A 19,068-nucleotide genomic window follows, 5' to 3' on the forward strand; every position below is an offset into this window, starting at 1 on the left:
ATGCCGCGTGTGGGATTCATCGACCGCATGCTCCGGGTGGGCGAGGGCAAGGTCCTCCGGCGCCTGACGACGATCGCCGACCAGGTCAACGCCATCGAGGACGAGTTCGTCGCGATGAGCGACGCCGAGCTGCGCGGGGAGACCGACCGGCTCAAGGCGCGGCTGGCCGACGGGGAGACGCTCGAGCGGCTCATGCCCGAGGCCTTCGCGGCGGTGCGGGAGGCGTCCAAGCGCACCCTCGGGTTCCGGCACTTCGACGTGCAGGTCATGGGCGGCGCGGCCCTCCACCTCGGCAACATCGCGGAGATGAAGACCGGTGAGGGCAAGACCCTCGTCGCGACGCTGCCCGCCTACCTCAACGCGCTCACCGGGCGCGGCGTCCACGTCGTCACCGTCAACGACTACCTCGCCCGGTACCAGAGCGACCTCATGGGCCGCGTCTACCGGTTCCTCGGCATGGAGACCGGGGTCGTCCTCAACGGCCAGACCCCGACCGAGCGTCGCCAGATGTACGCCGCCGACATCACGTACGGCACGAACAACGAGTTCGGCTTCGACTACCTCCGCGACAACATGGCGCAGAGCCTGCAGAACCTCGTGCAGCGCGACCACTACTTCGCGATCGTCGACGAGGTCGACTCGATCCTCGTCGACGAGGCACGTACGCCGCTCATCATCTCCGGGCCCGTCGAGCAGCCGCAGAAGTGGTACCAGGAGTTCGCGAGGCTCGCGGCCCGGATGGAGGCCGACACCCACTACGAGGTCGACGAGAAGAAGCGCACCGTCGGTGTCACCGAGGACGGCATCGCCCTCGTGGAGGACCACCTCGGCGTGGAGAACCTCTACGAGTCGGAGAACACGCCGCTCATCGGCTTCCTCAACAACGCCGTCAAGGCGAAGGAGCTGTACAAGCGGGACCGCGACTACGTCGTCATCGACGGCAACGTCAACATCGTCGACGAGCACACCGGGCGCATGCTGCCCGGCCGCCGCTACTCCGAGGGCATGCACCAGGCCATCGAGGCGAAGGAGGGCGTGACGATCCAGCGGGAGAACCAGACGCTGGCCTCGATCACGCTCCAGAACTACTTCCGGATGTACAACAAGCTCGCCGGGATGACCGGTACGGCGAAGACGGAGGAGACGGAGTTCAGCCAGATCTACGGCATGGGCGTCGTCGAGATCCCGACGAACCGGCCGATGGTCCGCGCCGACGAGGTCGACGTCGTCTACAAGAACGAGGACGCGAAGTACCGCGCGATCCTCTCCGACATCGTCGAGCGGCACGAGAAGGGCCAGCCGGTGCTCGTCGGCACGACGAGCGTCGAGAAGTCCGAGCGGGTCTCCCGGGCCCTGCAGAAGGCCGGCATCCCGCACGAGGTCCTCAACGCCAAGCAGCACGAGCGTGAGGCCGCGGTCGTCGCCATGGCCGGTCGCACCGGCGCCGTCACCGTCGCCACCAACATGGCAGGGCGCGGCACCGACATCATGCTCGGCGGCAACGCGGAGTTCATGGCCGTCGAGGCGATGCGGGCCCGCGGCCTCGACCCGAACGAGGACCCCGAGGCGTACGAGGCGGCGTGGCCCGACGAGCTGGACACGGCGAAGGCCGCCGTGGCCGCCGACGCCGACAAGGTCCTCGAGGCGGGCGGTCTCTACGTCCTCGGCACCGAGCGGCACGAGTCGCGCCGCATCGACAACCAGCTCCGCGGCCGCTCCGGTCGGCAGGGCGACCCGGGCGAGAGCCGCTTCTACCTCGCGCTCAGCGACGACCTCATGCGGATGTTCAACTCGGGGCTCGTCGAGGGCTTCCTCGAGCGGACCGGGGTCTCGGAGGACGAGCCCATCCGCTCGAAGATGGTGAGCCGCTCCATCGAGAGCGCCCAGAAGCAGGTCGAGGCCCGCAACTTCGAGATCCGCAAGAACGTCCTCAAGTACGACGACGTCCTCAACATGCAGCGCACCGTCATCTACAAGGAGCGCCGCCGCGTCCTGGAGCACGCCGACCTCGGCGACGAGGTCCGCCACTTCGCCGCCGACGTCGTCGAGGGCTACGTCCGCGCCGCCACGAGCGAGCCGCACGCCGAGGACTGGGACCTCGACCAGCTGTGGCAGGACCTGCGGGCGGTGTACCCGGTGGGCGTCCAGCAGGAGGAGGTGCTCGCCGAGCACGGCGGCCTGCAGGGCGTCTCGCCGCAGGTCCTCGTCGACGAGCTCACCGCCGACGTCCGCGTCGCCTACGACGCGCGCGAGGAGGAGATGAGCCCCGCGCTCATGCGCCAGCTCGAACGGCGGGTCGTGCTCGGGGTCATCGACCGCAAGTGGCGCGAGCACCTGTACGAGATGGACTACCTGCAGGACGGCATCGGCCTGCGGGCCATGGCCCAGCGCAACCCGCTCGTGGAGTACCAGCGCGAGGGCTTCGACATGTTCCAGGCGATGACGGAGGGCATCAAGGAGGAGACGGTCCGGCTCGTCTTCGCCGCCCAGCTCACCGCCGCCCCGCAGCGTCCGCCCGCCGGGGTGGAGGTCGTCGACGGCGGCGGGTCCGAGCCCGTCGCGGTCGGTGCCGGTGCCCGGACCGCGGGTGCGGCCGCTGCCGGCGCCGCCACGGGCGGCACGGCCGGCGGAGCCGGGGCCCCCGCCCAGCCCCCGACCGGGACCGAGCCCGGGGAGCCGGCGGACAAGACACCGGCCGCCGCCGCGGAGGCGGAGCCCGAGGTCCCCGCCTCGTTCTCCGTCCCGGGCCTCGACCAGCGCGTCGGCGCGCTGTCGTACACCGCCCCCACGCTCGACGGTGAGGCCCCCGGCGAGCCGGGGACGAGCGGGGCCCGCCCGGCGGGCCGCGGCGGGGCCGACGGCGCCAACCGCGCCCAGCGCCGCGCCGCCGCGAAGCGGGACAAGCGCCAGGGCTGACCCGCCCGCGCCGCGCACGTCGGCCTCCGTGTCGACCTCCGGCCGGTAGGCCTGCGTCCCTGCTGACATACCGGCACGAGCTCTGCCTCCGTTCGACGGGTGGGGGAGTCAGCCGAGCTCGAGCGCCACGAGCCGCCAGCGGCCGTCGCTGCCGTCGAGGCGGGCCGCGACGGCGCGGGCGCGCACCCCGTCGAGGACCACGGCGCTGACCTCCAGGGCGCGGCTGCCCGCCGGGGCGCTGCGCACGCTGCGGACCACCGGTCGACGGGCGACCGCCGTGGCCGCGCCCCGACCGGTGGCCGCGTGCTCGAGGAGGACCCGCTGGCGGAGCTCGGCGTAGACCTCCGGCGTCGTCCAGCGCAGCAGCTGCGACGGCGGGCGGTGACCGCGCACGACGTCGACGACGGCCTGGACGAGACGGCGCACGAGGTCGTCCGGGCAGTCCCGGGCAGCGGCCCCCCGGCCCTCGTGACCGCCGTCGGGCGACGCGCCGTCACCGTCGCGGCCGACGCCCGCGGTGTCGGTCTCGTCGACGAGGGACCGGAAGATCGGCAACGGCACGTGGGTCGCCCGCGACGGCGCCCGCGACGCGCGGACGGCCCGCGGCGACCACCGCGCCCGCGCGGGCTCCGGCACGTCGTGCACGTGCGGTCGCCGCGGCTCCACCGGCTCGACGGGCCCGTCGGGCCCGTCCGGCCCCGCGGGACGCCCGGCGCACGGCGCCACGGGTGCCGGGCGCCACGCGGGCACCGCAGGTGCCGGGGCTGCCGCGATCGTCGCTGTCGTCATCGTCGTCCCTCTCTCACCGGCCCTTCAGGGCGCTGCGCCTGTGGCAGGTGCCCCGCGCGGCCGCGCCGTGACAACGACAGGCGGCGCGTCACGGGACGACGCCGCGCCGGACCTGCCCTACCGGTGGGTAACAAGGGGGGTGGGCTCGGTAGCATCACAGGGATGTCCGACCGCCTGAGCGCTCTGGACGCCTCGTTCCTCTACGCCGAGGAGCCCGGCGCGCCTCAGCACGTCGGCACCGTCATGACCTTCGAGGGCCCGCTCGACTTCCCCCGCCTCCAGCGGCACGTCGCGGGCCGCATCGCGTTCGTGCCCCGCTACCGCAAGCGCGTCCGCGCCGTGCCCGGTGGGCTCGCGAACCCCGTGTGGGTCGACGACGCCCGCTTCGACCTCGCCTTCCACGTGCGCCGTTCCGCGCTGCCGCGCCCCGGCACGCTCGACCAGCTGCGCGAGCTCGTCGCACGGGTCCACCCCCGTCAGCTCGACCGCAGCCGTCCCCTGTGGGAGCTGTACGTCGTCGAGGGCCTCGAGGGCGACCGGTTCGCCCTGGTGAGCAAGGCCCACCAGGCGCTCGTCGACGGCGTCCACGCCCTCGACCTCGCACAGGTCGTCCTCGACGCGTCCCCCGAGGCCGTGGAGGCGCCTCCGGACGCGTGGCGGCCGGCCCCCGAGCCGTCGGTGCTCGACCTCGTGGCGGGGGCGGCGCTCGAGGCCGCGCAGCGGCCCGGCGAGGCGGTGCGGACCGTCCGCCGCCGGGCCGCGGAGGTCCAGCAGGGCGCCGCGCGCGTCGCCGGGTCCCTCACCCGGCTCGCCGTGCAGCGCAGCGCTCCCGAGAGCCCGCTCGACGTCGAGCTGTCGCAGCAGCGCCGCTACGCCGTCGCGTCCCACGACCTCGCCGAGTTCCGCGACGTCGCCCGCCGCCACGGCAAGGAGGCCGACAACACCCGCTCCCCGGGAGCGCTCGGGGTGCGCCCGACGGTCAACGACGTCGTCCTCGCCGTGCTCGCGGGGACCCTCCGGACGTGGCTGCAGGCGCGCGGGGCGGTCGTCACGCCCACCACCCGGGTCCGGGCGCTCGTTCCGGTGAGCGTGCTGCCCGCGGACGGCGACGACGAGCAGCGCATGCTCGAGCCGCCCGGAGCCCGGGCCGACTCGGCGTTCGGCACGACGGTCGACGGCCAGCTCGTCGACCTGCCCGTCGGGGAGCCGAGCCCCGTCATGCGGCTGCACCAGGTCGCCTACCAGCTGAGCCCGCACCGCGAGGGCGGGCGGGCCGTGCGCGCCCGCGAGCTCGCCGCCCTCGCGGGTTTCGCGCCGCCCACGCTCCACAGCCTCGGGGTGCGGGTCGCGGCCGGGCTGTCGCGGCGGTGGTTCAACCTGCTCGTCACCAACGTGCCCGGCCCGCAGGAGCCGATGTACTGCGCCGGGGCGCGGCTCGCCGAGACCTACCCCGTCATCCCCCTGTCGCCGGGGCACGCCCTCGCCGTAGGCGTGACGAGCTACGACGGGCGCGTCTTCGTCGGCTTCAACGCCGACCGGGACGCCGTCGCCGACGTCGGGGAGATGCCGACGTACCTCGCCGAGGCGCTCGCCGAGCTGCGGGAGACGGCCCGGTGAGCCCGCGTTCGGCGCGCCGCGGGAGGACGCGGGGCCGCGGCGGGCGCCCGTCGTGGGGCCTCGTCCTCGGCGGTGGCGGGGTGCTCGGCGGGGCGTGGATGGTCGGCGCGCTCACCGCGTACGAGGAGGTGAGCGGACGCGACTGCCGCGACGCCGACGTCATCATCGGCACGTCCGTCGGGGCGTTCGCGGCGGCCCTGCTGGGTGCCGGCGCCTCGGTGGCCGACTGGCGCGCCCACCAGGAGGGTCGTGCCGTGCGTCACGGTCCGATGGCGGGGCTGTCGTGGGACTACGACGTCGACAGCGGCGGGGCGACGCCACCGACGCCGGGCCGCCGACCCGGCTCGCCCGGCCTCGTCACCTCCGGCGTGCGGCGCCTGCGCCGGCTGCCGCCGACCGCCGTCCTGTCCGGTCTCGTCCCGGAGGGCCGCGGCTCCATGACGCGGATCGGGGAGACCGTCGACGGGCTCCTCGGCGGCCGCGACTGGGTCCGCCGGCGCGGCGTGCGCGTCGTCGCCCTCGACTACGACTCCGGGCACCGCACCGTGTTCGCCGGGCCCACGGACCAGCCCGACGCCGACCGCCACCGCCGCCACACCGTGCGCGGTGCCCGTCTCCCGGACGCCGTCATGGCGTCGTGCGCGATCCCCGGCTGGTACGCGCCCGTGCGGATCGGGGACCACCGCTACGTCGACGGGGGCGCCTGGTCGAGCACCAACGTCGACCTCGTCGCCGCCGACCACCTCGACGAGGTCGTCGTCGTCGCGCCCATGGTGTGCTTCGCTCCCGACCGGCCCCGCAGCTTCGCCCAGATCGTCGACCGGCAGTGGCGGGCGTCGGTGACGGCCCGCTGCCTGCGGGAGGTGCAGGCCGCCCACGCCGCCGGCACGGCCGTCACCGTCATCGGGCCGTCCGCGGAGGACCTCGAGGCGGTCGGACCCAACGTCATGGACCCCAACCGGCGACGCCGGGTCCTCGAGACCTCCCTGCGCACCTCGCGGGCCGCGCTCGCCGACCCCGAGCCCCTCGAGCTGCCCGTGCCGCCCGCGCCGAGCGCGCCCGCCGACGCCCGTCACCAGCGCGACGCGGCCGGGGCCCGCCGGTGAAGGGGGTCCGGGTCTACCTGCCGACGACCTGGGCGGCTCTCCCTGCGCTCGCGACGGCCGGCGTGCCGCCCGCCACGACGGGCTACGCCGCCACCGCGGCGCTCGCCGAGGCCCTGGACGTGCCGGTCCGCCAGGACGAGCTGCTCGAGGACGCCCCGGACACCTCCGAGCACCTCGACGACCTCCACGCCGCGGCGGCCGCCGCGGCCGCCGACCACTCCCTCCTCCTGCTCGCCGACGGCCCCGAGCCCGGCCCGGCGCGTCGCGCCGTCGTCGTCGCGGTCGCGCACGTCTCGACGGTGCCCGGTCACGGCGAGCACCCGGGAGCCGTTCGGCTCGAGGAGGCCGTGCCGTGGTCGCGCGTGGAGGCCGTGCTCGCCGACGGTCCCGGCGACGAGCCGGCCGTGGCGGCAGCCCTCGCGGCGCTCGGGGCCGACGCGGACGCGGGGCTCGAGCGCGCGGTGGCCGTGCTCGACGACGTCGCGCTCGGCTGGTTCGCGCCGTCGGAGGTCGCGGCGCCCTGAGGGTCCGTCGCCGGCCCGTGGCTAGGCTCCCGGGCGTGGCCGCCCCGACCCCCGACGTGCACGACGAGCTGTTCGAGCTGCGCCTGGAGCGCTGGCTCCCGGACCTCGACGCGGGTCTGGCCGGGGCGTACGAGCCGGAGCAGTGCGAGGCGCTCCGCACCGCCGTCGTACGGGTCCTGCGGCGTGCGCACGCGGCCCGGCGACCCGTGCTGCGACAGCACGACCAGCGGCGCCTGCTGCGTCCGGACTGGTTCCAGCGGGAGGACGTCCTCGGCTACGCCGCCTACACCGAGCGCTTCGCGGGCGACCTCGACGGCGTCCGGCGACGCATCGGCTACCTCGAGGAGCTGGGGGTCACGTACCTGCACCTCCTGCCGCTGCTGGAGCCCCGCCCCGGCGACAACGACGGCGGCTACGCGGTCGCGGACTACCGGCGCGTCCGGGCGGACCTCGGCACCAACGACGACCTCGCCCGCCTGGCCGACACCCTCCACGAGCACGGCATCAGCCTGTGCGTCGACCTCGTCCTCAACCACGTCGCGTACGAGCACGAGTGGGCGCGCCGGGCCCGGGCGGGGGAGGAGCGCTACCGCCGCTACTTCCGCGTGTTCCCCGACCGCAAGGAGCCGGACGCCTACGAGCAGACCCTGCCGGAGGTGTTCCCCGACTTCGCGCCCGGCAACTTCACGTGGGACGACGACCTCGACGGCTGGGTGTGGACGACGTTCAACTCCTGGCAGTGGGACGTCGACTGGTCGAACCCCGACGTGTTCGTCGAGTACCTCGAGATCGTCTGCCACCTCGCGAACCTCGGCGTCGACGTCCTCCGCCTCGACGCCATCGCGTTCCTGTGGAAGCGGCTCGGGACCACGTGCCAGAACGAGCCGGAGGTGCACGCCCTCACGCAGGCCCTGCGCGCGGCGCTCCGCGTCGTCGCCCCCGCCGTCGCGCTCAAGGCCGAGGCGATCGTCGGGCCGCGCGACCTCGTGCCGTACCTCGGCACCGGCCGCCACCACGGCAAGGTGAGCGACCTCGCGTACCACAACAGCCTCATGGTCCAGGTGTGGTCGATGCTCGCCAGCCGCGACGTCCGCCTCACCGTCCACGCCCTCCGGCAGTTCCCGCCCGTGCCGTCGACGACGGCGTGGATCACGTACGTCCGCTGCCACGACGACATCGGCTGGGCGGTCGACGACGGCGACGCCGCCGCGGTCGGGCTCAGCGGGTACGCCCACCGGGCCTTCCTCGCCGACTACTACACCGGCGGCTTCCCCGGCTCCTTCGGGCGCGGCCTCACGTTCCAGCACAACCCGGAGACCGGGGACCGGCGCACCTCCGGGACGGCGGCGTCGCTGCTCGGTGTCGACGCCGCCCTCGAGCAGCCCGAGGGCCCGGACCGCCTGCGCGCCCTCGACGGTGCCGTCGCGCGGCTGCTGCTCGCGCACGCCGTCGTCATCGGCTTCGGCGGGGTCCCCGTCATCTGGTCGGGCGACGAGCTCGGGCTGCGCGACGACCCCGTGTGGTTCGACGAACCGGGCCACGGGGGCGACAACCGCTGGGCGCACCGCCCCCGCATCCCGTGGGAGCCGAACGCGCTCGGGGAGCACGCCGCCGACCGGCACGACCCCACGAGCGTCGCCGGACGCGTGTTCGGCGGGCTCGCGGCACTCGCACGGGCCCGCGCCGGGCTGCCGCAGCTGCACGCGGCCGTGCCGAGCGAAGCCCTGGACCCCGTGCACGACGGCGTGCTCGCGATCGTGCGCCGGCACCCGGTCGGGTCGCTGCTCGCCCTCTACAACGTCACCGAGCACGCGGCCGACGTGCCGGGGTGGCTGCTGCACGCCCACGGGCTGGCTGCGGCCCGTGACCACGTCGCGGGTCGGGACGTGGACGTCGCCGCCCACGAGGTCCTCACGCTGCCGCCCTACGCCGCCTGCTGGCTCACCGCCCGCTGAGGCTCCGCGGCGCGCTCGCGCTCGAGCCGCTCGGCGGCCAGCGCGACGTTCTGCTGCATGCCGCCGAACACGAAGGCGTGGAAGGGCAGGACGGCCAGCCAGTACGCCTCGCCCGGCAGCCCCCGGGGGTGGAACACCGCGCGCTGGCGGAAGAGGGTGCGGCCCACGGGGTCCTGCTCGACGCGCAGCTCCAGCCACGCCATGCCGGGGACCTTCATCTCGGCGCGCAGCCGCAGCAGCCGCAGCTCCTGCACCTCCTCGACCCGCCACCAGTCGAGCGCGTCCCCGACGGTGACCCGCGCCGGGTCCCGGCGTCCGCGCGTGAGGCCGGGTCCGCCGGAGAAGCGGTCGAGCCAGCCCCGCACCGACCACGCCAGCGGCCAGGAGTACCAGCCGTTCTCCCCGCCGATGCCCTGGATGACCGACCACAGGTGCTCCGGCGACGCCCGCACGGGCGTGGCCCGCTCGTCGACGTAGAGGGACCCGCCGGCCCACTCCGGGTCGCTCGGCAGGGGGTCGCTCGGGGTGCCGGGCAGGCTCGCCGAGGACCACCGGGTGAGGACGGTCGCCTCCTTCACCCGCTGCAGCGCGAGCTCGACGGCGCGGTCGAAACCGAGCCGGCCCTCCGGCGGGTCGGGCACCCACGCGCGGATGTCGTCGTCGGTGGCGACGACCTCGTGGACGAGGCTCTCGACGAGGGGTTTCGCGATGCGGTGCGGCACGGGCGTCACCAGGCCCACCCAGTGCGCCGACAGCCCGGGGCTCAGCACGTTGAGGGGGAGGATGACGCGACGGCCCAGCCCGGCGACGGCCGCGTACCGCTGCATCATGTCGGTGTACGTCAGCACGTCCGGCCCGCCGATGTCGAAGGCCCGGCTGACGTGCGGCGGGAGCGCGGCGACACCGACGAGGTAGCGGAGGACGTCGCGGACCGCGATGGGCTGGATGCGGTTGCGCACCCAGCGCGGCGTGATCATGGCGGGGAGCCGCTCCGTGAGGTAGCGGAGCATCTCGAAGGACGCGGACCCGGACCCGAGGATGACGGCGGCCCGCAGCACGGTGGTCGGGACCCCCGAGGCGAGGAAGATCTCCCCGACCTCCCGGCGGGAGCGCATGTGGGGGGACAGCGTCGCCTCGTCCGGGTGGAGCCCTCCGAGGTAGACGATCCGGCCGACCCGCGCGTCCCGCGCCTCCCGCGCGAACAGGCGGGCCGCCTCCCTGTCGAGGGCCTCGAAGCGCGGTCCCGAGGCGAGGGAGTGGATGAGGTAGTACGCGACGTCGACGCCGTCGAGGGCGGCGCGGACGGCGTCCTCGTCGAGGGCGTCGCCGCGCACGACCTCGACCTCGTCGCGCCACGGCTGCCCGCCCAGGCGCTCCGGGTGCCGGGCGAGCGCGCGGACGCGGTAGCCCGCGCGGAGCAGCTCCGGGACGAGCCGGCCCCCGACGTACCCGGTGGCGCCGGTCACGAGGACGAGGGGGGAGCCGCTCATCCCCCCAGTCTCGGCACGGCCGCGGGGGCCCGCACCCGGGACGACGGCGGCGGAGGTCCGGGTGGTGCGCGGACCGAGCCGGAGCCGGGTCAGGCGCGGGGCCTCTCGCCCGGGCCCGCGGTCTCGGAGGCGCCGAACGGCTCGCCCTGACCGGGCTCGGGGGCGTCCTCCTGGGCGACGTCGGCCTCGCCGCGCGTGCTCTGCGGCGCGGGGGGGATGTCGTCGCCGGTCGTGGGGACGGGACCGGTGCGTCGCCGCGCAGGCGGGCTCGGGGCCGCGGCGGCGCCACCGCCGACCCGCTCGGCCTCCGCGGGCTCGTCCTCGCTCCCGGGCCCCTCGGTCCGCATCCACACCGTGCGCTGGGGGAACGGGATCTCGATGCCGAGGGTGTCGAAGCGGTACTTGATCCGCCGGCGCATCTCCCGGGCGACGACCCACTGCTTGAGCGGCACGGTCTTGATGATCATGCGGACGGTGATGCCGTCGGCCGCGAGCGCCTCCACGCCCCACACCTCGGGCTCGTCGAGGAAGTGCTGTGACCAGTCCGGGTCGGTGCGCATCTGGTGGCCGAGGTCCTTGAGCACCTCCATCACCTGGGTGAGGTCCTCGCCGTAGGCCACGTCGACGTCGAGGACCGCCCGGGACCAGCCCTGGCTCATGTTCCCGACGCGCACGACCTCGCCGTTGCGGACGTGCCACACGGTGCCGTCGACCGCCCGCAGGCGCGTCACACGGAGCCCGACGGCCTCCACGACCCCGGTCGCCTCGCCCATGTCGATGACGTCGCCGACGCCGTACTGGTCCTCGGCGATCATGAAGAGGCCGGAGATGAAGTCCTGGACGAGGGTCTGCGCACCGAAGCCCAGCGCGATCCCGACGATGCCGGCGCCGGCGACGAGGCCGGTGATGTTGACCCCGAGCGTCGGGAGGATGACGAAGACGGCGGCGGTCCACACGACGACGGACACGAACGCCCGCAGGATCGAGCCGATCGCCTGCGCCCGCTGCACCTTGCGCTCGCGGGTGATCGGGTCGGGGGACTCGAGGAAGTCGAGGCGACCGCGCCGGCGGCGGCCGGCGCTCGCCTCGTGGTCGCTCTCGATCCGCCGGACGGTGCGGTTGATGACGCGGTGGAGGACGTAGCGCAGGACCGCCGCGACGACGACGACCGCGACGATCAGGAGCAGGGGGTTGACGATGCCCGCCAGGGTCTGGGCGAGCTCGATGTCGCCGACCGCGCGGTTGAGGAGACCGCAGACCGTGAGGTCCTGCGTGCCGCACGGCTGCTCGCGCAGGGCCTCGGCGATCTCCTCGCCGGTACCGGTCGGTTCCGTGGTCGGCTCGCCGCCCTCGCTCGCCTCCGGGGACGGCACGAGCGGGTTGCGCGGCAGGGACGCGGGCATGCTGAGGAGAGCGGTCCAGGGGGGCATCGCGCGCCACCGTAGCGACCCGCCATGAGAGCGACGGCCCCTGTCCGGGGCGGGGTCACGGTTGCCAGGGAAGTCCCAGGTGGTGGCCGAGGAACAGCAGCGTGTCCGTCGCGAGCCCCACGGTGCGGCTCACGGAGCGCGCACCGTGGCCGACGTCCTTCTCGCGCCGCAGCAGCACCGGTCGCGCCTCCGGGGACCCGACCGTCGCCGCCTGCATCGCCGCGCACGTCTTCCGCGCGTGGAGCGGGTCGACGCGGCTGTCGCCGTCGAAGACCGTGAAGAGCGTCGGCGGGTAGTCGACGCCGGCGCCGTACGCCTCGACGGCCCGGTGGTAGGGGGAGTACCCCAGCAGCCACCCGAGCTCCTCGGGGTCGTCGGCGGTGCCGTACTCGTCGTTCCACGTGACGCCGAGGCCGTGCCGCTCGTAGCGGACCATGTCGAGCAGCGGCGCCGAGCACACGACCGCGGCGTAGTCCTGCGGGCGACGGGTCACGGCCGCGCCCACGAGCAGCCCGCCGTTGGACCCGCCCTGGATGCCGAGGCGGTCGCGGGTGGTCCAGCCCCCGGCGACGAGGGCGGCCGCGGCCGCCTCGAAGTCCTCGAACACCCGCTGCTTGCGGTCGCGGTAGCCGGCGCGGTGCCACTGCTCGCCCTCCTCCCCGCCGCCGCGGAGGTTCGCCACCGCCCACACCCCGCCGGCCCGGACCCACGCGAGGGTCGAGGCGGAGTAGCCGGGCGTCATGCTGATGCCGAAGCCGCCGTAGCCGTAGAGCACCGCGGGCGCGGGGGAGCGCGGCCGGCCGTCGGCGTCGAGCGCGTCGGCGCGCGCGAGCACCGTCACCCGGACCGTCGTCCCGTCGGCGCTCGTCACCTCGAGGCGACGGGCGAGCACGTCGGGCCCGGGCGGCGGCTCACCGGGAGGCGTCTCCCACGTCGCGAGCGACAGGTCGTGCCCGTCGAGGCGGAGCACCCGGCCGGGGTGCGTGTGGTCGGTGAAGGTGAACCACGCGGCGTCCCGGTCCTCGAGCGCGGTCACGAGGCCGCCCGTCGCGCCGAGCCCCGGGAGGGGGACGTCGGCGACGTGGCGGCCGTCGAGGAGCCGGTGGACGGCGAGCTCGGCGACGGCGTGGCGGGTCCGCGAGACGAGCAGGCGCGGCTCGGGCAGAGCCGGGTGGTCGAGGACGGCGACGTCGGCGAGGACGGCCTCGGGGTCCTCCGGCACGAGGTCGGCCCAGTTCCCCGGGGTCGGCTCCGCCGGGTCGGCCACGCAGAGCCGGCCGCGCGGGGCGTCGAGGTCGGTGTGGACGTAGAGGCGGTCGTCGCGGCCCACCCACACCGAGTGCTCGGCGTCGAGCCCCACCGCCACGGCACGCCACGGGGGTGCGGCGGGTGAGGCCCCCGGGGCTGCGAGGTCGGCGAGCCACACGTCGGTCCGCGGCGCGGTGCCCGTGGCCGCGGAGACCGTGAGCCAGCGCCCGTCGTGGCTCATCCCGACGCCGTAGTAGTTGCGCAGGTCGAGGCCCTCGCCGAACACCTCGACGTCGTCGGTCGACGCGGACCCCACGGTCCGCAGGTAGACCCGGCGGTGGTACTGCCGCTCGTCCTCGGGCAGGAGGTGCGGCGGCAGGCGCCGGACGTAGAAGAACCGCGCGGGGTCGCCGTCCGCGCGCGGCAGCCACGCGACGGGGGAGTACCGGGCGCGGTCGAGCGGCCCGTCGACGTCCTCGCCGGTGGCGACGTCGAGCACCCGCAGGACGCTCTCCTCCGACCCGCCCTCGCTCAGCTGGTACGCGAGCAGGTCGCCCTCCCGGGACAGCGACCACGCGTCGAGCGTCGTGGTGCCGCTGGGGTCGCGCAGGACGGGGTCGACGAGGACGCGCTCGGAGCGGACCGTGCCGTCGACCGACCGGTCCCGCACGATGACGACGGCGTGCTCCTGCTCCGGCTCCCGCCGGGTCAGCACCTCGCGCGTGCCGCCGTCGGGGCCGCGACGGCGGGCGGCGACCCCCACGGACCCGGTCGCGAGGAGGCGCTCGAGGTCGGCGCGGACCCCGTCGCGACCCGCCCACGTCGCGGCGTGCGCCGCGAACAGCCGGTCCTGCGCGGCCGACCACGCCTGCGTGTCCTCCGCGGCGGCGTCCTCCAGCCAGCGGTACGGGTCGGGCACGTGCCGCCCGTGGAGGTCGTCGACGACGTCGTCGCGACGGGCCGAGGGGTAGCTGACCGGCTGCGGCTCCGCGCACATGGCGCGACACACTAGGCCGCGGACCGGGGACCCGCCGCGCCCGCCCGGCGCCCCGGGCGCGCCACGGTCGTGCGCGCCGCCGTGATCGGTCGCGGCGGGTCTGCGAGACTGCGGCGGGCAGCGGCGCCGCCCCCGTGGCGGGGCCGGGCCCCGGACGGCACGGTCGACGACACGGAGGACGACGGCGTGGACGACGCGGCGGACCACGCGCAGGGCCTCGACGAGGACCTCGCGCGCCTGGCGGACGCCTACGGGGTGGCGACGGACTACTGGGACTGGCAGGGCAACCACGTCGTGGTGCCCCGCGCCACCGTCCTCGCCGTCCTCGCCGCCCTCGAGGTGGACGCGGCCACCCCTGAGGCCCTGCAGCAGGCCCTGCGTGACGTCGATCTCGGCCCGTGGCGGCGTGCGGTCCCCGCGTGCACGGTCGTGCGCGAGGGGCGTGAGGAGCGGGTGCTCGTCCACGTCGACGACGGCTGGGACGCCCGGCTCTCCGTGGTCGTCGAGGAGGGCGAGGAGCGTCCCCTCGAGCAGGTGGCCCACGACGTCCCGCCCCGCGACGTCGACGGCCGCCGGGTCGGCGAGGCCGCTTTCGCGCTGCCCACCGACCTGCCGCTGGGCTGGCACGAGCTCCACCTCCGCGCCACACCCGGCGACGGCGGGTCGGCGACGGACGCCACCGGGGTGCTCGTGGTGTCCCCCGAGCGGCTCGAGCTGCCGCCGGCGCTGGCGGCGCGCCGCCAGTGGGGCTTCATGACGATGCTGTTCCAGGTCCGCTCGGAGGCCTCGTGGGCCTTCGGCGACCTCGCCGACCTCACGGAGGTCGCGACGTGGTCGGCCCGCGAGCACGGCGCGGGCTTCGTCCTCCTCAACCCGCTGCACGCCACCGACCCGGTCCCGCCCGTCGAGGCCTCGCCGTACCTGCCCGCCACCCGGCGCTTCGTCAACCCGCTGTACCTGCGGGTGGAGGACGTCCGCGAGACCGCGTACCTGTCGGCCGCCGACCGCGCCGTCGTCGAGTGGCACGCCGAGGAGCTGCGCGAGCTCAACCGCGACGACGTCCTCATCGACCGCGACCTCGTGTGGGAGGCGAAGCGGGCCGCCCTCGAGCGGGTGTTCCGGGTGCCGCGCTCGCCCGCCAGGCAGTCGTCCTTCGCCGCGTTCCAGGAGCGCGAGGGGGAGGGGCTGCGCGACTGGGCGACGTGGTGCGCGCTGCGGGAGTTCTACGGCGAGCCCTCGCCCCGCTGGCCCGAGCACGCCGGGCGACCCGACACCGAGGCCGTCGCGCAGCTGCGCGAGGAGCTGGCCGAGCGCATCGAGTTCCACTGCTGGCTGCAGTGGCTCATGGACGAGCAGCTGGCGGCTGCGCAGCGTGCGGCGGTCGAGGCCGGCATGGGGCTCGGCATCATCCACGACCTCGCGGTCGGGGTGCACCCCGACGGGGCCGACGCGTGGGCGCTGCAGGACTCCGTCGCGCGCGGCGTGAGCGTCGGGGCCCCGCCGGACGCCTTCAACCAGCAGGGCCAGGACTGGTCCCAGCCGCCATGGCGGCCGGACGCCCTCGCCGCCTCCGCCTACGCCCCCCTGCGCGACATGCTCCGGGCCGTGCTCCGCCACGGCGGCGGCATCCGGATCGACCACATCATCGGGCTGTTCCGGCTGTGGTGGATCCCCTCGGGCGCCGGGCCCGCGGCCGGCACGTACGTGCGCTTCGACCACGAGGCGATGATCGGTGTCCTCGCGCTCGAGGCGCACCGGGCGGGCGCGGTCGTCGTGGGCGAGGACCTCGGCAACGTCGAGCCGTGGGTGCGGGTGTACCTGCGCGAGCGCGGCATCCTCGGCACGTCCATCCTGTGGTTCGAGAAGGACGAGGACGGCACCCCGCTCAAGCCGCAGAAGTGGCGCGAGCTCTGCCTCGCGACGGTGACGACGCACGACCTGCCCCCGACGGCCGGCTACCTCGCCGGCGAGCACATCGAGGTGCGGGAGCGGCTCGGCCTGCTCACCCGCGACGTCGACGAGGAGCGCGCCGCCGACACCGCCGACCGGGCGGCGTACCTGTCGATGCTGTCCGAGCTCGGCCTGCTGCCCGACGCGCCGCTGGAGCGGCACACCGTGGAGGCCCTGCACCGGCTGCTCACGTGGACGCCGAGCCTCCTGCTCGGGGTCGCGCTGCCGGACGCGGTGGGCGACAGGCGCGCCATCAACCAGCCGGGCACGCACCTGGAGTACCCGAACTGGCGGTTGCCGATGGCCGACGGCGTCGGGGTGCCCGTCCTGGTCGAGGACCTCGTCCGCTCCCCGCGCGCCGCCAACCTCGCGAAGGTCCTCCGCGAGGGCCTCTGACGCCCTGACGACGGCACTGCGGACGGCTCAGCGACGGCTCAGCGTGCGCCGACCGCCTGCACCCGCAGCGCACGGGCCGTGCCGTCGCGGTTCTCCAGCACGAGGCGCCGCAGGCCGGCGGGCGCGTCGGGGTGCGCGGCGAGCCACGCGTCGCCGCGGGCGACGACGTCCTCGGTGACGAGCGGCAGCGGGTACAGCCCGGTGACGAGCTGCTGCGCCATCTCGTTCGTCCGGGCCTCCCACTGCGGCAGGAGCACGTCGAAGTAGCGGTCGAGGAACGGCTCGAACAGCGCCGGGTCCGGGGTGCGCCCGAAGCCCGCGATCGTGGCGGCGGACACGGCGTTCGGCAGGTCGCCGGACAGCACCCTGGCCCACGCCTCCTCCTTGGCCTGCCGTGACGGGCGCGCCGCGAGCGCCGCGGCGGCCGCCCGCTGCCCGGACGCGGTGTCGTCGCGCGCGAGCTCGGCATCGACGAGCTGGCCGCTGCGCAGCGAGCCGTCGGAGTCGGCGCCCGCGACGGCACCGACGAGGTCCCACCGGAGGTCGGTGTCGACGACGAGACCGGGCAGCGACTCCCGCCCGCTCAGCAGGTCCCGGACGACGGCGACGTGTGCGGGGTCCCGGACGAAGCCGCAGAACGCGCGGACCGCCTGCAGCTGGATGTCGCCGCCCGGGTCGGCCCGCCGCGCGAGGTCGAGCAACCCCGCCGCGACCCGCGACGCGGTCGCGTCCCGCTCCTGCGGCGGGGTGTAGAGGCGGGCGGCGCTGCTCAGCTGCCGCACGAGCGTGAGGACGACCGAGGACTCCGTCTCGGCGCCGACGTTGCCGAGGACGAGGTCGACGAACGTGCGCGCGGGGGTCTCCGCGTCGCGCAGCATGTCCCAGGCCGCACCCCACACGACGCTGCGCGGCATGGCGTCGGACAGGTCCGACAGGTGCGAGGTCGCGGTCGCGAGGGAGCGGTCGTCGAGGCGCACCTTCGCGTACGCGAGGTCCTCGTCGTTGAGCAGCAGCAGGTCCGGGCGCGGCAGGCCGACGAGGCCGGGCACGTCGGTGCGCTCCCCGTCGACGTCGAGCTCGACCCGGTGGGTGCGGACGAGGACGCCGTCGACGAGGTCGTAGCAGCCGACCGAGAGCCGGTGCTGGCGCAGGACGGGGTGCTCGGACGGCGCCTCCTGGTGCAGCGTCACCCGCTCGAGCGTCCCGTCGGCGGTCTCGACGACCTCGGCCCGCAGGGTGTTGACCCCGCTCGTGCGGAGCCAGCGCGCCACCCAGTCGTCGAGGTCGCGGCCGGAGGCCGCGGCGAGCTCGCGGAGCAGGTCGGAGAACACGGTGCTGCCCCAGGCGTGAGCGCGGAAGTACGCGCGGAGGCCGGCGAAGAACTCCTCGCGCCCGACCCACGCGACGAGCTGCTTGAGGACGCTCGCGCCCTTGGCGTACGTGATGCCGTCGAAGTTGACCTCGACGTCCTCGAGGTCCCGGATGTCGGCGATGACGGGGTGCGTGGTCGGCAGCTGGTCCTGCCGGTACGCCCACGACTTCTCCATCGAGCTGAAGGTCGTCCACGCCTGGTGCCAGCGCGTCGCCTCCGCCGTCGCGAGCGTCGAGGCGAACTCCGCGAACGACTCGTTGAGCCACAGGTCGTCCCACCAGCGCATCGTCACGAGGTCGCCGAACCACATGTGGGCGAGCTCGTGGAGCACGGTGACGGCCCGGCGCTCGTGGAACGCCTCCGGGGTCTTCGAACGGAAGACGTACGTCTCGGTGAACGTCACGCAGCCGGCGTTCTCCATCGCCCCCGCGTTGAACTCCGGGACGAACAGCTGGTCGTACTTCTCGAACGGGTACGCCTGGTCGAATGCCTGCTCGAAGTAGGCGAACCCGCGCCTCGTGGTGTCGAGGACCTCGTCGGCGTCCAGGTGCTCCGCCAGCGACGCCCGGCAGAACACCCCGAGCGGGATCGTGCGACCGTCACGGCTCACCAGCTCGTCCCGGACCGCGTGGTAGGGGCCCGCGACGACCGCGGTGACGTAGGAGGAGACGCGGGGCGTGGGAGCGAAGCGCCACGTCGCGGTCCGGTGCTCGCGCGGCTCCGGCGCGGGCGTGGGTGACACCGAGACGACCTGCCAGTGGTCCGGTGCCGTCACGGTGTAGGCGAACGTCGCCTTGAGGTCCGGCTGCTCGAACACCGCGAACACCCGGCGGGAGTCGGCGACCTCGAACTGGGTGTAGAGGTACGTCTCCTTGTCGACGGGGTCGACGAAGCGGTGGAGTCCCTCGCCGGTGTTCATGTAGCGGCACCACGCCTCGACGGTGACCTCGACGTCGCCGGCCGGGAGGTCGCGCAGCCACAGCCGGGAGTCGTGGTGGTGGTGGGCCGGGTCGAGGGCCACCGCCTGGCCGCCGGTGCCGCTGTGGCGCAGCGTGACGCGCGTGACGTCGTCGCTCACGAGGTCGAGGAACGTCGTGCCGGGCTCCCGGACCCGGAAGCGGGCGACCGTCGTGGAGCGGAAGGTGTCGGGGCCACCGGTGAGGTCGAGGTCGACGTCGTAGCTGTGCGTCTCGACGAGGGCGGCGCGGGCCTGTGCCTCGTCGCGCGTGAGGTTGGTTCCCGGCACGCACGCATCCTGGCACGCGCCGGAATGACGGG

General features: G+C 75.1%; 11 protein-coding genes. 6 read left to right on the forward strand and 5 right to left on the reverse strand.

Translation table 11 applies throughout. The annotated features are described in order from the left end of the window. A complete protein-coding gene (gene secA / locus WAB14_RS03130) occupies window positions 1-2,916 on the forward strand; it encodes a preprotein translocase subunit SecA (protein ID WP_340267275.1) in 2,916 nt (971 codons plus the stop codon). A gap of 108 nt (window positions 2,917-3,024) precedes the next feature. On the opposite strand, the gene WAB14_RS03135 is transcribed toward secA, so the two are convergent. Further along, a complete protein-coding gene (locus WAB14_RS03135) occupies window positions 3,025-3,705 on the reverse strand; it encodes an Rv3235 family protein (protein ID WP_340267277.1) in 681 nt (226 codons plus the stop codon). Between the two features lie 162 nt (window positions 3,706-3,867). Here WAB14_RS03135 and WAB14_RS03140 point away from each other — a divergent pair, with 162 nt between their 5' ends. From WAB14_RS03140 to WAB14_RS03155, 4 genes are read left to right on the forward strand one after another with little or no spacing between them, the layout of a single operon-like run. After that, on the forward strand, window positions 3,868-5,322 hold the full coding sequence (locus WAB14_RS03140) for a WS/DGAT/MGAT family O-acyltransferase (protein WP_340267279.1): 1,455 nt from the start codon (window positions 3,868-3,870) through the stop codon (window positions 5,320-5,322). Beyond that, the gene (locus tag WAB14_RS03145) at window positions 5,319-6,428 is read left to right on the forward strand and encodes a patatin-like phospholipase family protein (protein WP_340267281.1); all 1,110 of its coding nucleotides are present in this window, start codon (window positions 5,319-5,321) and stop codon (window positions 6,426-6,428) included. Before WAB14_RS03140 ends, WAB14_RS03145 begins: the two co-directional genes overlap by 4 nt. After that, window positions 6,425-6,952 (forward strand): DUF6912 family protein, encoded by a 528-nt coding sequence (locus WAB14_RS03150; RefSeq protein WP_340267283.1) that lies wholly within the window; start codon window positions 6,425-6,427, stop codon window positions 6,950-6,952. Before WAB14_RS03145 ends, WAB14_RS03150 begins: the two co-directional genes overlap by 4 nt. Window positions 6,953-6,987: 35 nt before the next feature. Beyond that, window positions 6,988-8,907 (forward strand): alpha-amylase family protein, encoded by a 1,920-nt coding sequence (locus WAB14_RS03155; RefSeq protein WP_340267285.1) that lies wholly within the window; start codon window positions 6,988-6,990, stop codon window positions 8,905-8,907. Here WAB14_RS03155 and WAB14_RS03160 read toward each other — a convergent pair. The 3 genes from WAB14_RS03160 to WAB14_RS03170 all read right to left on the reverse strand — a co-directional run bounded on the left by WAB14_RS03160 (window position 8,877) and on the right by WAB14_RS03170 (window position 14,072). After that, window positions 8,877-10,397: an SDR family oxidoreductase gene (locus WAB14_RS03160; RefSeq protein ID WP_340267287.1), complete on the reverse strand. Its 1,521-nt coding sequence runs from the start codon at window positions 10,395-10,397 to the stop codon at window positions 8,877-8,879. The two genes, WAB14_RS03155 and WAB14_RS03160, sit on opposite strands and share 31 nt — an antisense overlap. A gap of 89 nt (window positions 10,398-10,486) precedes the next feature. Next, window positions 10,487-11,827: a mechanosensitive ion channel family protein gene (locus tag WAB14_RS03165; protein ID WP_340267289.1), complete on the reverse strand. Its 1,341-nt coding sequence runs from the start codon at window positions 11,825-11,827 to the stop codon at window positions 10,487-10,489. Window positions 11,828-11,882: 55 nt separating this feature from the next. Next, window positions 11,883-14,072: a prolyl oligopeptidase family serine peptidase gene (locus tag WAB14_RS03170; RefSeq protein WP_340267291.1), complete on the reverse strand. Its 2,190-nt coding sequence runs from the start codon at window positions 14,070-14,072 to the stop codon at window positions 11,883-11,885. 186 nt (window positions 14,073-14,258) lie between these two features. On the opposite strand from WAB14_RS03170, the gene malQ reads away from it, so the two are divergent. Further along, the gene (malQ, locus tag WAB14_RS03175) at window positions 14,259-16,418 is read left to right on the forward strand and encodes a 4-alpha-glucanotransferase (protein ID WP_340267293.1); all 2,160 of its coding nucleotides are present in this window, start codon (window positions 14,259-14,261) and stop codon (window positions 16,416-16,418) included. Between the two features lie 38 nt (window positions 16,419-16,456). On the opposite strand, the gene pepN is transcribed toward malQ, so the two are convergent. Next, window positions 16,457-19,036, reverse strand: a complete 2,580-nt coding sequence (gene pepN / locus WAB14_RS03180) for an aminopeptidase N (protein ID WP_340267295.1) — start codon at window positions 19,034-19,036, stop codon at window positions 16,457-16,459. Window positions 19,037-19,068: the final 32 nt, after the last annotated feature.

Origin of the sequence: Aquipuribacter nitratireducens (assembly GCF_037860835.1) — a bacterium.
In the GTDB taxonomy this organism is placed as follows: domain Bacteria; phylum Actinomycetota; class Actinomycetes; order Actinomycetales; family JBBAYJ01; genus Aquipuribacter; species Aquipuribacter nitratireducens.

What these genes read in the sequence shown, in the direction of transcription:
- secA (WP_340267275.1), top strand. Translation starts at nt 1, where the DNA reads ATGCCGCGTGTGGGATTCATCGACCGCATGCTCCGGGTGGGCGAGGGC.
- WAB14_RS03135 (WP_340267277.1), bottom strand. Translation starts at nt 3,705, where the DNA reads ATGACGACAGCGACGATCGCGGCAGCCCCGGCACCTGCGGTGCCCGCG.
- WAB14_RS03140 (WP_340267279.1), top strand. Translation starts at nt 3,868, where the DNA reads ATGTCCGACCGCCTGAGCGCTCTGGACGCCTCGTTCCTCTACGCCGAG.
- WAB14_RS03160 (WP_340267287.1), bottom strand. Translation starts at nt 10,397, where the DNA reads ATGAGCGGCTCCCCCCTCGTCCTCGTGACCGGCGCCACCGGGTACGTC.
- WAB14_RS03165 (WP_340267289.1), bottom strand. Translation starts at nt 11,827, where the DNA reads ATGCCCCCCTGGACCGCTCTCCTCAGCATGCCCGCGTCCCTGCCGCGC.
- WAB14_RS03170 (WP_340267291.1), bottom strand. Translation starts at nt 14,072, where the DNA reads ATGTGCGCGGAGCCGCAGCCGGTCAGCTACCCCTCGGCCCGTCGCGAC.